The 13,346-nt window shown below is 73.6% G+C and carries 10 protein-coding genes; 7 read left to right on the top strand and 3 right to left on the bottom strand.

Annotated features, from left to right (window positions below):
• Positions 1-135: 135 nt before the first annotated feature.
• The gene (locus tag GPA10_RS20705; RefSeq protein ID WP_343041153.1) at positions 136-1,206 is read left to right on the top strand and encodes a WD40/YVTN/BNR-like repeat-containing protein; all 1,071 of its coding nucleotides are present in this window, start codon (positions 136-138) and stop codon (positions 1,204-1,206) included.
• Positions 1,207-1,254: 48 nt separating this feature from the next.
• Here the strand turns inward: GPA10_RS20705 and GPA10_RS20700 are convergent, their stop codons facing one another.
• Positions 1,255-1,554, bottom strand: coding sequence for a YciI family protein (locus tag GPA10_RS20700; RefSeq protein ID WP_058851428.1), 300 nt, complete (start codon positions 1,552-1,554; stop codon positions 1,255-1,257).
• A gap of 33 nt (positions 1,555-1,587) precedes the next feature.
• Between GPA10_RS20700 and nfi the strand changes: the two genes are divergently transcribed.
• Positions 1,588-2,298: a deoxyribonuclease V gene (gene nfi / locus GPA10_RS20695; protein WP_246259503.1), complete on the top strand. Its 711-nt coding sequence runs from the start codon at positions 1,588-1,590 to the stop codon at positions 2,296-2,298.
• Between the two features lie 334 nt (positions 2,299-2,632).
• Here the strand turns inward: nfi and GPA10_RS20690 are convergent, their stop codons facing one another.
• Positions 2,633-3,820, bottom strand: coding sequence for a saccharopine dehydrogenase family protein (locus tag GPA10_RS20690; RefSeq protein ID WP_157166812.1), 1,188 nt, complete (start codon positions 3,818-3,820; stop codon positions 2,633-2,635).
• Positions 3,821-4,111: 291 nt separating this feature from the next.
• Here GPA10_RS20690 and GPA10_RS20685 point away from each other — a divergent pair, with 291 nt between their 5' ends.
• The 4 genes from GPA10_RS20685 to GPA10_RS20670 all read left to right on the top strand — a co-directional run bounded on the left by GPA10_RS20685 (position 4,112) and on the right by GPA10_RS20670 (position 10,323).
• Entirely contained in the window at positions 4,112-5,368 is a 1,257-nt protein-coding gene (locus tag GPA10_RS20685; RefSeq protein ID WP_157166811.1) for a CaiB/BaiF CoA transferase family protein, read from the top strand.
• 96 nt (positions 5,369-5,464) lie between these two features.
• Positions 5,465-6,607 (top strand): acyl-CoA dehydrogenase family protein, encoded by a 1,143-nt coding sequence (locus GPA10_RS20680; RefSeq protein WP_157166810.1) that lies wholly within the window; start codon positions 5,465-5,467, stop codon positions 6,605-6,607.
• Positions 6,608-6,658: 51 nt separating this feature from the next.
• The gene (locus tag GPA10_RS20675; protein ID WP_058851433.1) at positions 6,659-7,873 is read left to right on the top strand and encodes an acetyl-CoA C-acetyltransferase; all 1,215 of its coding nucleotides are present in this window, start codon (positions 6,659-6,661) and stop codon (positions 7,871-7,873) included.
• 257 nt (positions 7,874-8,130) lie between these two features.
• A complete protein-coding gene (locus GPA10_RS20670; RefSeq protein ID WP_157166809.1) occupies positions 8,131-10,323 on the top strand; it encodes a 3-hydroxyacyl-CoA dehydrogenase NAD-binding domain-containing protein in 2,193 nt (730 codons plus the stop codon).
• A gap of 108 nt (positions 10,324-10,431) precedes the next feature.
• Here GPA10_RS20670 and GPA10_RS20665 read toward each other — a convergent pair whose 3' ends face one another.
• Entirely contained in the window at positions 10,432-11,199 is a 768-nt protein-coding gene (locus GPA10_RS20665) for a MerR family transcriptional regulator (protein ID WP_157166808.1), read from the bottom strand.
• Between the two features lie 144 nt (positions 11,200-11,343).
• On the opposite strand from GPA10_RS20665, the gene GPA10_RS20660 reads away from it, so the two are divergent.
• Positions 11,344-13,179, top strand: a complete 1,836-nt coding sequence (locus GPA10_RS20660; RefSeq protein WP_157166807.1) for an AMP-dependent synthetase/ligase — start codon at positions 11,344-11,346, stop codon at positions 13,177-13,179.
• The last annotated feature ends 167 nt before the right edge of the window (positions 13,180-13,346 follow it).

Raw genomic sequence — 13,346 nt, 5'->3', positions numbered from 1 at the left:
GGGGTGTGGGCGGGTCTCGGCGCCGCGGCGCTGACGCTGACGTCGATCGCGGCGGTCCCGGCGGCCTCGGCGGCCCCGGGGGTGCCTGCGGCTCCGGGGGTGCCTGCGGCTCCGGGGGTGCCTGCGGCTCCGGGGGTGCCTGCGGCTCCGGGGGTTCCTGCGGCTCCGGGGGTTCCTGCGGCCTCCACGCTCCCCGCCGGGGACGGTGCCGGGGACGGCGCCCGCGCCTCCGCGCCCTCCTGGTCGCTCAAGCCCACCGGCACCGACGCCCGCTTCCGGGGCCTCGCGGCCGTCAGCAGGAGCACCGCATGGGCGGCCGGGTCGAAGGGCACCGTGCTCCGCACCACCGACGGCGGCGCGAGCTGGCGTGATGTGTCACCGCCCGGCGCGGGCGCTCTCGAGTTCCGGGACGTCGAGGCGTTCGACGGCCGCCGCGCCGTGGTCCTGGCGATCGGTGAGGGCGACGCGTCCCGCGTCCTGCGCACCACCGACGGCGGCGCGACCTGGACCGAATCCTTCCGCAACGCCGACCCCAGGGCGTTCTACGACTGCATGACGTTCTTCGACCGGCGGCACGGCCTGGCGATGAGCGACCCGGTGGACGGCAGATACCGCATCCTGTCGACCGCGGACGGCGGCCGCTCCTGGCGGGTCCTGCCCGACAAGGGCATGCCCGCCGCGCAGCAGGGCGAGAGCGCGTTCGCGGCGAGCGGCCAGTGCCTGGTGAGTTCGGGCCCGCGCGACGTGTGGCTCGCGACGGGCGGCGCGGCCCGCGCCCGCGTGCTGCACTCGGCGGACCGGGGCCGGACGTGGACCGTCACCGACGCGCCGATCCCGGGCGGCGACCCGGCCCGCGGCGTCTTCGGCCTCGCTTTCCGCGACCGCGCCCACGGCATCGCGGTCGGCGGCGACTACCGCGCCGGCGAGCAGTCGCCGCGGGCGTCCGCGCTGACCCGTGACGGCGGCCGGACCTGGCAGCCCTCCGCGCGGCCCGCTCCGGCCTACCGCTCGGGCGTCGCCTGGTTCCCGTACTCCCGCGACACGGCCCTCGCGGTCGGCCCCACCGGAACGGACGTCACGACGGACAGCGGCCGCACCTGGCGCACCGTGGACGGCGGCTCGTACGACACCGTGGACTGCGCCCGGGACCTCGGCTGCTGGGCGGCGGGGGAGAAGGGGCGCGTGGCGCGCCTGGAACGGGGCTGAGCACGGCACCCGGGCGGGGCCCCTCCCCGCAGGGCGGGCCCCGCACCTTCAGGAGGGCAACTCCTGCCGGTAGGAGGAGAGTTCGGGCGCGGTCTTCGTCGCGAAGAACTCGGTCACGCGATACGTGCACACGCCCCCGACGGCGAACGGGTCGCTCGCGGCGAGCCGCTCGATGTCCGCTCGGCTGTCGCCCACCGCGAGGATCACACCGCCGTCGCGCGGGTTCTTGCGCCCCGAGGCGATGAAGACGCCGGCCGCGTACTGCGCGTCCAGCCAGGCGACATGCTCGGTGAGCAGGGCGTCGACGCGGTCGACCGATGCGGTGTAGGTCAGCTCCATGACAAACATGATCGTGAGGCTACCGCGTAGGGTCGGCACATCATGAACACGTCCACCGCCGCGGCGATCCCGCCCCTGCCCCCCGACTGGCCCGCCGACGTGGCGGCGGCCCGTGCCGTCCAGGACTCCCTGCGGGCGCGGGTCGTGCTCGACGAGGCGGGGCCCGCGCCGGGCGGCGGCCGGGTGGCGGGTGTGGACGTGGCGTACGACGACGAGCGCGACGTGGTCGCCGCGGCGGTCGTCGTCCTCGACGCCGCGAGCCTGGACGTCGTCGAGGAGGCCACCGCGGTCGGCCGGGTCGCCTTCCCCTACGTGCCGGGCCTGTTGGCGTTCCGCGAGGTGCCCGCGGTCCTCGCCGCCCTGGGCGCGCTCGACACCGATCCGGGGCTCGTCGTGTGCGACGGCTACGGCGTCGCGCATCCGCGCCGGTTCGGTCTCGCCAGCCACCTCGGCGTGCTCACCGGGCTGCCCACGATCGGGGTCGCCAAGAACCCGTTCACGTTCTCCCACGAGGCGCCGGGCGACGCGCGCGGCAGCGCGACGCCGCTGCTCGACGGCGCGGAGGAGGTCGGCAGCGCGCTGCGCACCCGCGCGGGCGTCAAGCCGGTGTTCGTCTCCGTGGGCCACCGCGTGACCCTCGCCGCCGCCCGCGCCCACACCCTGCACCTCACCCCGCGCTACCGCCTGCCGGAGACCACCCGCAGGGCCGACGCGCTGTGCCGGGCGGCGCTGCGGGAGGCCACCACCGCCTGAGGACGCCGCGGTAGGTCACCGCCGTCCGAGGGCGTCGCGAGGGCCACCACCGTCTGAGGGCGCCGCGGTAGGTCACCGCCGTCCGAGGGCGCCGCGAGGGCAACCACCGTCTGAGGGCGCCGCGGTAGGTCACCGCCGCCCGAGGGCGCCGCGAGGGCCACCACCGCCTGAGGACGCCGCGGGAGGCCACCACCACCTGACGTCCCCGGAACGCGGCACCAGGGCACGGCGCGGCCCCGACACCCGCGTCCGTGCCCCCGACACCCGCGTCCGTGCCCCGGGCACCCGCGTCCGTGACCCGGGCACCCGCAGTACCTCCGCCGCCCGAGGGCGGTCAGCGCACCGCCGCCACCCGGAACCCCATCCCCGCGTCCATCAGCCGCGCGGTCAGCGCGTCGCCCATCGCCACCACCGGGGTCACCTGACCCGCCACCGCGGGCAGGTCGTCCAGGGCCAGGGACATGGCGGCCTCCGCCAGGATCTTCGCGGTCTCGTCGTACCCGGGGTCGCCGCCCCACACCTCGGTGTAGACCCGGCGGCCGCCGCCCTCCCCGACGAACCGCACCGAGAACCGGCTGGCGGCCCGCCGCGCCGCGTCGGGTCCCGCGCCGGGCTTGAGCAGGCCCGACAGACGGCGGCGCACCGGCGGGATTTGGGCCGCGGCGAACAGGGCGGTCACGCCCGCGACGCCGCCGAGCGCGACGGGCAGCGTCTGTACGGCGGCGTAGTGGCGGTAGCGGAAGTCGGGCCCGTACCGGGGCAGCGCCCGCGCCGAACGCTGCACGATCTGCGGGTCGATGGTCGGCAGCGGCAGCGCCCAGGCGCCGACCTCCCCGGCGTAGCGCGGGGCGCTCGGCGGGGCGTACGCCTTGCGGTCCACGAGCCGGGGCTCGCACCGGCTCCGTTCGCGGGCGGCGGCGAACATCTGCGGCCCGCGGGCGAACTGCTGGAGCGCGGAGGCGAACGTGCCGCCGGAGAACCGGGCCTTGACGCTGACGAAACCGTCGACGCGCAGCGGCACGTCCTGCGGCAGCTGCCGCACCGTGAAGTACGCGCCCAGGTCGTGCGGAACCGAGTCGAAGCCACATGCGTGCACCAGGCGCGCGCCGGTCTCCCGCGCGCGGGCGTCGTGCTGCACGTACATCAGGTCCACGAACTCCGGCTCGCCGGTCAGGTCCGCGTAGTCGGTGCCTGCCTCCGCGCACGCGGCCACCAGATCCCGCCCGTGGGTCAGGTACGGGCCGACGGTGCTCGCCATCACACGGGTGCCGGCGGCCAGTTCGCGCAGCGACGCGGGATCGGCCGCGTCCGCCTGCACCACGGGCAGTTCGGCACACCCCGGACGGTCCTCCGCGAGGCGCTCGCGCAGCCGTCGGAGCTTGTCCGCGTCGCGCCCCGCGATCGCCCAGCGGAGCGTGTCGGGTGCGTGCTCGCAGAGATAGGCGGCGGTCAACGCCCCCACGAAACTCGTCGCTCCGAAGAGCACGATGTCGTACGGACGGTCCTGGTCTTGACTGCTCATGGCACCTCTCCGTCGTTGCTCGGCCGTGGCTCAGCCGTGTCTCAGCCGTGGCTCAGCCGTGTGTCCCGCGCCGTTGCCGGTGGCCGAGGCTAGCGTGACGGGAGCGGGGCGTGGCACGACGGCGCTCGCGCGGGGCGGGCGGAGCGCCCGCGCTCCGCTCCCGTGGAGCCCCCGCGTGACCGGCGCCACTCCCACGGGCTAAGCGCTTGCTCGCCAGGGGCTTGTGCGGAGTGGAACACGTTCTTAGCATCACTGGTGTTACATCGGTTGTGTCACAGCGCTGGGGGCTCAATGGCAGTGCCGGACAGAGGCGTTCACGGTCCGCTGACGGGTGTGCGCGTGGTGGAGCTCGCGGGCATCGGGCCCGGCCCCTTCGCCGCGATGCTGCTCGCCGACCTCGGCGCCGACGTCGTGCGCGTGGACCGCCCCGGCGGCCCGGGGCTCGCGATCGATCCCGCCTACGACGTCACCAACCGCAACAAGCGCAGCGTCGTCGTCGACATGAAGGCCCCCGGCGGCGCGGAGCGCGTCCTGGACCTGGCCGCCCGCGCGGACGTGCTGGTCGAGGGCTACCGCCCCGGGGTCGCCGAGCGGCTCGGTGTCGGCCCCGAGGCCTGCCACGCCCGCAATCCCGCGCTCGTCTACGGCCGCATGACCGGCTGGGGACAGGAGGGGCCGCTCGCCGCACGCGCAGGACACGACATCTCCTACATCGCCCTCACCGGCACACTCGGCATGATCGGCAACCCCGGGGAGCCGCCCGCCGTCCCGGCGAACCTCGTCGGCGACTACGCGGGCGGCTCGCTGTACCTGGTCGTCGGCGTCCTCGCCGCCCTGCACCACGCGCGCGCCACCGGCACCGGCCAGGTCGTGGACGCCGCGATCGTGGACGGCGCCGCGCATCTGGCGTCGATGATCCACGGCATGGTGGCGGCGGGCGGCTGGCAGGACCGCAGGGGGGCCAACCTCCTGGACGGCGGCTGCCCGTTCTACGGCACCTATGAGACCGCGGACGGCGCCCACATGGCCGTCGGCGCCCTGGAGCAGCGGTTCTACGACGAGTTCACCGAGCTGATCGGCCTGCGCGACCTCGCGCCCGCACGCGGCGACATCGCCCGCTGGGGCGAGTTGCGCGAGGCCGTGGCCGCGCGTTTCCGCACCCGGACGCGGGCGGAGTGGACGGCGCTCTTCGAGGGCACCGACGCGTGCGTGGCGCCGGTCCTGTCGCTGCGCGAGGCCCCGGACCACCCGCACCTCGCCGCCCGCGGCACGTTCACCGACCACGGCGGCATCACCCAGCCCGCGCCCGCCCCCCGCTTCTCCGCGACACCCACCGCCGTCCGCGGCGGTCCCGCGCGGCCCGGCGCCGACACGGCGGAGGTGGCCCGCGACTGGGACGTGCCGGACCTGGCCGCCACCGCCCCGGCCCCGGGCCCCGCTCCTGCCCCCGCTTCCGCCCCCGCTCCTGCTCCCGCTTCCGCCCCCGCTCCTGCCCCCGCTCCCGGGGAAGCGACTCCCTCCCGGGCCCCTTCCCAGGAAGGCCCCTGAGGGAGGCACGATGCCGAACGACGCCCCGGTCGGACCCGAGCCGGCCGAGCCCGCAGAAACCGTCGAGGGCCGGCTCCAGGCCCGAGGAGGCCACACATGGAACGACAGATCTTCACCCCCGAGCACGACGCCTTCCGGGAGACCGTCCGCACCTTCCTCGCCAAGGAGGTGGCGCCGCACTACGAGCAGTGGGAGAAGGACGGCGTCGTCTCCCGCGAGGCCTGGCTCGCGGCGGGCCGGCAAGGGCTCCTCGGCCTCGCCGTGCCCGAGGAGTACGGGGGCGGCGGCAACGACGACTTCCGCTACGCCGCCGTCCTCGCCGAGGAGTTCACGCGTGCGGGCGCCGCGGGCCTGGCCGTCGGCCTGCACAACGACATCGTCGGCCCCTATCTGACGGGCCTCGCCACCGACGAGCAGAAGCGCCGCTGGCTGCCCGGCTTCTGCACCGGCGGGACCATCACGGCCATCGCCATGACCGAACCGGGCGCGGGCTCCGACCTCCAGGGCATCCGCACCACGGCTACCGACCGGGGCGACCACTGGCTCCTCAACGGCTCCAAGACGTTCATCTCCAACGGCATCCTCGCCGACCTCGTGGTCGTGGTCGCCCGGACCACACCCGAAGGGGGCGCGCACGGCCTGTCGCTGCTCGTCGTCGAGCGCGGCGCGCCCGGTTTCGAGCGGGGCCGCAACCTCGACAAGATCGGCCAGAAGGCCCAGGACACCGCCGAGCTGTTCTTCAACGACGTACGCGTGCCGAAGGAGAACCTGCTCGGCGAGCTCAACGGCGCCTTCGTGCACCTGATGACGAACCTCGCGCAGGAGCGCATGGGCATCGCCGTCGCCGGGATCGCCGCCGCCGAGCACCTCCTGGAGATCACCACGGCGTACGTCAAGGAGCGCGAGGCCTTCGGACGCCCCCTGGCCAAGCTCCAGCACATCCGCTTCGAGATCGCGGAGATGGCCACCGAGTGCGCGGTCACCAGGTCGTTCCTCGACCGGTGCATAGCCGACCACTCCGACGGGGAACTCGACGCGGTGCACGCCTCCATGGCCAAGTGGTGGGCCACCGAACTGCAGAAGCGCGTCGCGGACCGCTGTCTGCAACTGCACGGCGGCTACGGCTACATGAGCGAGTACCGCGTGGCCAAGGCCTTCACCGACGGCCGTATCCAGACCATCTACGGCGGCACCACCGAGATCATGAAGGAGATCATCGGCCGTTCCCTCCTCGGCTGACCTCCCGCCCCTGCGACCCCGACCCCTCCCTCATTCCCGAAAGGCTCTGGCGTGACCACCGAAGCGTACGTGTACGACGCGATCCGCACCCCGCGCGGACGCGGCAAGGCGAACGGTGCCCTGCACGGCACCAAGCCGATCGACCTCGTCGTCGGTCTCATCCACGAGATCAGGGCCCGTTTCCCGGACCTCGACCCGGCCGCCGTCGACGACATCGTGCTCGGTGTGGTCGGTCCCGTGGGCGACCAGGGCTCGGACATCGCGCGCATCGCGGCCGTCGCCGCCGGGCTGCCGGACACCGTCGCGGGCGTCCAGGAGAACCGCTTCTGTGCCTCGGGCCTCGAAGCGGTCAACATGGCCGCCATGAAGGTCCGCTCGGGCTGGGAGGACCTCGTCCTCGCCGGTGGCGTCGAGTCCATGTCACGGGTGCCGATGGCCTCCGACGGCGGCGCCTGGTTCGCCGACCCGATGACGAACTGGGACACGAACTTCGCACCGCAGGGCATCGGCGCCGACCTGATCGCCACGATCGGGGGCTACAGCAGGCGCGACGTCGACGAGTACGCGGCCCTGTCCCAGGAGCGGGCCGCCACCGCCTGGAAGGAGGGCCGCTTCGAGCGGTCCGTCGTCCCGGTCAGGGACCGCAGCGGCCTCACCGTCCTCGACCACGACGAACACCTGCGCCCCGGCACCACCGCCGACTCCCTCGCCAGGCTGAAGCCGTCCTTCAAGGACATCGGCGACCTGGGCGGGTTCGACGCGGTCGCGCTGCAGAAGTACCACTGGATCGAGGAGATCGACCACGTCCACCACGCGGGCAACTCCTCCGGCATCGTCGACGGCGCCGCGCTCGTCGCCGTCGGCTCCAAGGAGGTCGGCGAGCGGTACGGCCTGACCCCGCGCGCCCGCATCGTCTCCGCGGCCGTCTCCGGGTCCGAGCCGCTCATCATGCTCACCGGTCCCGCGCCCGCCACCCGCAAGGCCCTCGCCAAGGCCGGCCTCGGCATCGACGACATCGACCTGGTCGAGATCAACGAGGCCTTCGCGGCGGTCGTCCTGCGCTTCGTCGAGGACATGGGCCTGTCCCTGGACAAGGTCAACGTCAACGGCGGCGCGATCGCGCTGGGGCATCCCCTCGGCGCGACCGGGGCGATGATCCTGGGCACGCTCGTCGACGAACTGGAGCGACGCGACCTCCGGTACGGGCTCGCCACCCTGTGCGTGGGCGGGGGCATGGGCATCGCCACGATCGTGGAGCGGCTCTAGGGCTTCGCCGTACGGGGGTGGGTGCGTTGCCTGCTGCGGCTGCCTTGTGGTTGCGCGCGCAGTTCCCCGCGCCCCTGGGGCAGCGGCTCCGCCGCGCCCCTATGAAGGCGCGCGCAGCGCAGCCTTCAGGGGCGCGAGGACCTGCGCGACCAGCCCCCACCGACGGCCAGTCGGCAACGATCCGCAACCACCCACCCCAGCTCCGCCCCCCCCCCAAGGCCCCCGGCCCGCCACAGCTTCCTCACGGAGACACCGACATGACCAAGAGCACCACCATCCGCTGGGAACAGGACGACACCGGCGTCGTCACCCTCGTCCTGGACGACCCGAACCAGTCCGCGAACACCATGAACCAGGCGTTCAAGGACTCCATCGCCGCGATCGCCGACCGCGCCGAAGCCGCCGTCCAGGCGGACAAGGACGCGATCCGCGGCTTCATCTACACCTCCGCCAAGAAGACCTTCTTCGCGGGCGGCGACCTCAAGGAAATGATCCAGGTCGGCCCGGAGAACGCCCGGCAGGCCTTCGAGGCGGGCACCGCCATCAAGAACTCGCTGCGCCGCATCGAAACCCTGGGCAAGCCCGTCGTCGCCGCCCTCAACGGCGCCGCGCTCGGCGGCGGTTACGAGATCGCGCTCGCCAGCCACCACCGGGTCGCCCTCGACGCGCCGGGATCGAAGATCGGCCTGCCCGAGGTCACCCTCGGCCTGCTGCCCGCGGGCGGCGGCGTCACCCGCACCGTACGCCTCATGGGCATCGCCGACGCCCTCCTGAAGGTGCTGCTCCAGGGCACCCAGTACTCCCCGCGGCGGGCCCTGGAGAACGGCCTCGTGCACGAGGTGGCGGCCACCGCGGAGGAGATGCTGGGCAAGGCCCGCGCCTTCATCGACGCCCACCCCGAGTCCCAGCAGCCCTGGGACGTGCCCGGCTACCGCATCCCCGGCGGTACCCCGGCGAACCCCAAGTTCGCCGCCAACCTGCCCGCGTTCCCCGCGAACCTGAAGAAGCAGCTCGCGGGCGCCCCCTACCCGGCGCCGCGCAACATCCTCGCCGCCGCCGTCGAGGGCTCCCAGGTCGACTTCGAGACCGCCCTGACCATCGAGGCCCGGTACTTCACCGAGCTGGTCACGGGCCAGGTCGCCAAGAACATGATCCAGGCGTTCTTCTTCGACCTCCAGGCCGTCAACTCCGGCGCCAACCGCCCCAAGGGCGTGGAGCCGGGGACCGTCCGCAAGGTCGCCGTGCTCGGCGCCGGGATGATGGGCGCGGGCATCGCCTACTCCTGCGCCCGCGCCGGCATCGACGTCGTCCTCAAGGACGTCTCCGCCGAAGCCGCGGCCAAGGGCAAGGGCTACTCGGAGAAGCTGTGCGCCAAGGCCGTCTCCCGGGGCCGCACCACCCAGGAGAAGGCCGACGCGCTGCTCGCCCGCATCACGCCGACCGCCGACCCGCAGGACCTCGCGGGCTGCGACGCCGTCATCGAGGCGGTCTTCGAGGACACCGCGCTCAAGCACAAGGTGTTCCAGGAGATCCAGGACGTCGTCGCGCCGGACGCGCTGCTGTGCTCCAACACCTCGACGCTGCCCATCTCCCAGCTCGCCGAAGGCGTCGCCCGGCCCGTCGACTTCATCGGCCTGCACTTCTTCTCGCCCGTCGACAAGATGCCGCTCGTCGAGATCATCAAGGGCGAGCGCACCGGCGAGGAGGCACTCGCCCGCGCCTTCGACCTCGTACGCCAGATCAACAAGACGCCCATCGTCGTCAACGACTCGCGAGGCTTCTTCACCTCGCGCGTCATCGGCCACTTCATCAACGAGGGCGTGGCCATGGTCGGTGAGGGCATCGAGCCCGCGTCGATCGAGCAGGCCGCGGCCCAGGCCGGCTATCCGGCGAAGGTCCTGTCCCTGATGGACGAGCTGACGCTCACGCTGCCCCGCAAGATCCGCAACGAGTCCAGGCGGGCGGTCGAGGAGGCCGGCGGCACCTGGGTCACGCACCCCGCGGAGTCCGTCATCGACCGCCTGGTCGACGAGTTCGACCGCACCGGGCGCAGCGGCGGCAAGGGCTTCTACGACTACGCCGATGACGGCAGGCGGGCGGGCCTGTGGCCGGGCCTGCGGGAGCACTTCACCCGGCAGGGGCACAGCATCCCCTTCGAGGACATGAAGGAGCGGATGCTCTTCTCCGAGGCGCTCGACACCGTGCGCCTCCTCGAGGAAGGCGTCCTGACGTCGGTGGCCGACGCCAACATCGGCTCCGTCTTCGGCATCGGCTTCCCGGGCTGGACGGGCGGCGTGCTCCAGTACATCAACGGCTACGGGGACGGCGCCGGTCTGCCCGCGTTCGTGGCCCGCGCGCGGGAGCTCGCCGAGCGCTACGGCGAGCGGTTCACGCCGCCCGCGCTGCTCGTGCGGAAGGCGGAGCGGGGCGAGCGGTTCAGCGACGCCTGACCGTCGCCTGCCATCTGCCGCCCGCCGTCTGCCGCCTGCGGCGCGGGGCGTGCGGCGCACGGGGTGTGGAGTGCGGGGGAGTGGCCCGGGTCTGCCCGAGCCACTCCCTCAGCTCTCGGTGAGCCACTCCTTGAGCTCTTCCTTGAGCGACCGCTGGAACGCCGTGACGAGGGCCTGCACCACCATCGGCTGCATGTGCGCGGAGAGCGACCGCATCGCCGCCACGTGCTCGGGGTCGGACTCGCCCTCCCGGCAGGAGTCCGACACCTCGTCGCGGAACAGCCGCGACAGCTCGTGCGCCGCCGAGCGCGCGTGGTCCATCAGGACGGTCCGCGAGGCCAGGATCGTCTCGTGCGCGATGGGCACGCCGAGCAACTGCACGCCGAGGCGCAGGAGGCCGGTGTCCACCCGTAGCCGGTCGGCGCCCTCGTCACGGTCGTCGGCCCCGTCACGGGTGGCGACCACCCCCATCGCCGCGAGCCGCTCCACGTCCGCGTCCGACAGGGCACGGCCCGCCCGGCGCTCAAGCTCCGCACGGGACATGTCCTCCGGCGCGTCCGGCGCCCACGAGGCCACCACCGCACGGTGGATGGCGAGGTCGTGCGCGCTCAGACCGGGCGGCAACTGCTCCAGATAGCGCTCGATCGCGGCGAGCGTCATCCCCTGGTGCTGCAACTCCTCGATGAGGGCGAGACGCGAGAGGTGCCCGGGGCCGTAGCGGCCCACGCGGCGCGGTCCGATCACCGGTGGGGGCAGCAGCCCCTTCGTGCCGTAGAAGCGGATCGTGCGCACCGTGACGCCCGCGCGCGCCGCCAGCTCGTCGACCGTGTACGTCGACTCCTCCGCGTACGTGGACTCCTCCGCGTCCGTCGTCATGGCGGCGCGCCACCCCCTTCGCCGTTGCTCCGCCGTGCATCAATGCGGTGCAACAGTATTGCTGTGCCACCACTGTTGTGAAAGTCTCCGGGCCAGTCACGCCACGTAGCGAATGGCGAACCGACGGTGCCAGGAGGCGGTTTCATGACCTCGATCCTGCGACTTCCCGGGGACCCGGACGACATCACCTTCCCCGCCCTGCTGCTCCGCAACGCCGAGGACCATCCGGACCTGCCCGCGCTGTCCTGGCGCGAGGACGACGGCCCGACGACGACGCGCACCTGGAGCGAGGTGCGCCGCGAGGTCGCGGCGCTCGCCACCGGGTTCACGGCGCTCGGCGTCCGGCGCGGCGAGCACGTCCTGATGATGATGACCAACCGCCCCGAGCACTGGCTGTGCGACGTCGCCCTGGTCCACGTGGGCGCCGTCCCCGTCACCGTGTACAACACGTCGGCACCCGGCCAGATCGCGCACATCGCCCGGCACAGCCGGGCCCGGTTCGCGATCGTGGAGGGCGCGCGGGAGCTGCCGCGCTGGGAGCCCCTCCTCAAGGGCACGGGCGAGGCGAGCGCGCGCCTGGAGCGGCTGGTCGTCGTCGACCCGGACGCCGCCGGGCCGCACCGCACCTACGGCTCCCTGCTCGCGAGCGGCGCCCGGCTCCTCGACCCGGACGCCTTCGAGAAGGCATGGCGCGCGTGCGCGGCCACCGACCCGCTGACCGTCGTCTACACCTCGGGCACCACCGGCGACCCCAAGGGCGTGCGCGTGACGCACCGTGACGTCGTCGGCAACGGCGTCGCCCTCGACGCGGCCATCGAGTTCCCGGGCCGGGCGGAACACCTCTGCTACCTGCCGTTCGCGCACATCGCCGAGCGCATGCTCGGCATCTATCTGCCGCTGCTGCGCGCCTCCCCCGTCCACCTGTGCCGGGACCCGGGGCAGGTGGCGGCTCTCGCGCGCGAGCTGCGGCTCCGTGAGTTCTTCGGGGTGCCCCGCGTCTGGGAGAAGCTCGCCGCGGGGGTGCGGGCCGCGCTCGCCGGGCTGCCCGAGGACCGCCGCCGTGCGGTCGAGGCGGCGAACGACGTCGCCCGCGCGCACGTGGACTGCCGCGAGCGCGGCGAGGAGCCGTCCGCGGACCTCGCGGCGGCCTACCGGGAGGCCAAGGAGAAGGTGCTAGACCCGGTCCTGGCCCTCGCCGGTTTCGACCGGATGCAGTGGACGGCGAGCGCGGCGGCGCCGATGCCGGTGGACGTGGCCCGGTTCTGGGCCGGTTTCGGCCTGGTGGTCATGGACGCCTGGGGGCTGACCGAGACGACGGGTGTGGTCACCGCCAACGGGCCCGGGGCCTTCCGGCTCGGCTCGGTGGGCAAGCCCCTGGCGGGCATGGAGGTACGGGTCGCCGACGACGGCGAGATCATGGTGCGCGGGCCCTTCGTGTGCGACGGCTATCTGCGGGCCGACGGCGGCGTCGACGCCCTGGTGGACGCGGACGGCTGGTTCGCGACCGGTGACGTGGGGCGGCTCGACGACGACGGCTTCCTGTGGATCACCGACCGCAAGAAGGAGATCATCGTGACGTCCACGGGCAAGAACGTGGCGCCCGCCCTCGTCGAGAACGCCCTCAAGGAGCATCCGCTCGTCGGCCAGGCCCTCGTGCACGGCGACGGCCGCTCCTATCTGGTGGCGCTGCTCGTCCTCGACCAGGAGATGGCCCCGGCGTGGGCGGCGGCCCGCGGCATCGACGCCCCGGGTGGCGCCGCCGCCGGCCTCGTGGACCACCCCGCCGTGCGGGAGGAGATCGCCCGTGCCGTCGAGGCGGCCAACGCGCGCCTCAACCGCACCGAGCAGATCAAGCGGTACCGGCTCCTCGCGGAGGAGTGGGGCCCCGAGACCGGGGAGCTGACGCCGTCCCTGAAACTGCGCCGCAGGGTGATCAGGGACAGGTACCAGGACGTGATCGAGGGCCTCTACACCGCATGACACGCGGCTGTACAGAGGGCGCCCACCATGTGAGAAGTGCCGCTATGTGATCTGTGCCACCGCATCCGGAGGGTCCTCCGGGGGAAGGTGTCGCGTTGGTCCGCCCACGTCAGGGGTGTGGCGGGCCCGCAGCACATCCGGACCCCGGAACCTCTTCCGGGCACCAC

The sequence above is a fragment of the Streptomyces typhae genome (assembly GCF_009755605.1).
Taxonomy (GTDB): Bacteria; Actinomycetota; Actinomycetes; order Streptomycetales; family Streptomycetaceae; genus Streptomyces; species Streptomyces typhae.
The sequence above is the reverse complement of the archived record's forward strand: the minus strand, read 5'-3'. Positions and strand labels throughout refer to the sequence as shown.

Coding starts and splice junctions, on each gene's coding strand:
- GPA10_RS20700 (WP_058851428.1), bottom strand. CDS start 1,554: ATGTTTGTCATGGAGCTGACCTACACCGCATCGGTCGACCGCGTCGAC.
- nfi (WP_246259503.1), top strand. CDS start 1,588: ATGAACACGTCCACCGCCGCGGCGATCCCGCCCCTGCCCCCCGACTGG.
- GPA10_RS20690 (WP_157166812.1), bottom strand. CDS start 3,820: ATGAGCAGTCAAGACCAGGACCGTCCGTACGACATCGTGCTCTTCGGA.
- GPA10_RS20685 (WP_157166811.1), top strand. CDS start 4,112: ATGGCAGTGCCGGACAGAGGCGTTCACGGTCCGCTGACGGGTGTGCGC.
- GPA10_RS20680 (WP_157166810.1), top strand. CDS start 5,465: ATGGAACGACAGATCTTCACCCCCGAGCACGACGCCTTCCGGGAGACC.
- GPA10_RS20670 (WP_157166809.1), top strand. CDS start 8,131: ATGACCAAGAGCACCACCATCCGCTGGGAACAGGACGACACCGGCGTC.
- GPA10_RS20665 (WP_157166808.1), bottom strand. CDS start 11,199: ATGACGACGGACGCGGAGGAGTCCACGTACGCGGAGGAGTCGACGTAC.
- GPA10_RS20660 (WP_157166807.1), top strand. CDS start 11,344: ATGACCTCGATCCTGCGACTTCCCGGGGACCCGGACGACATCACCTTC.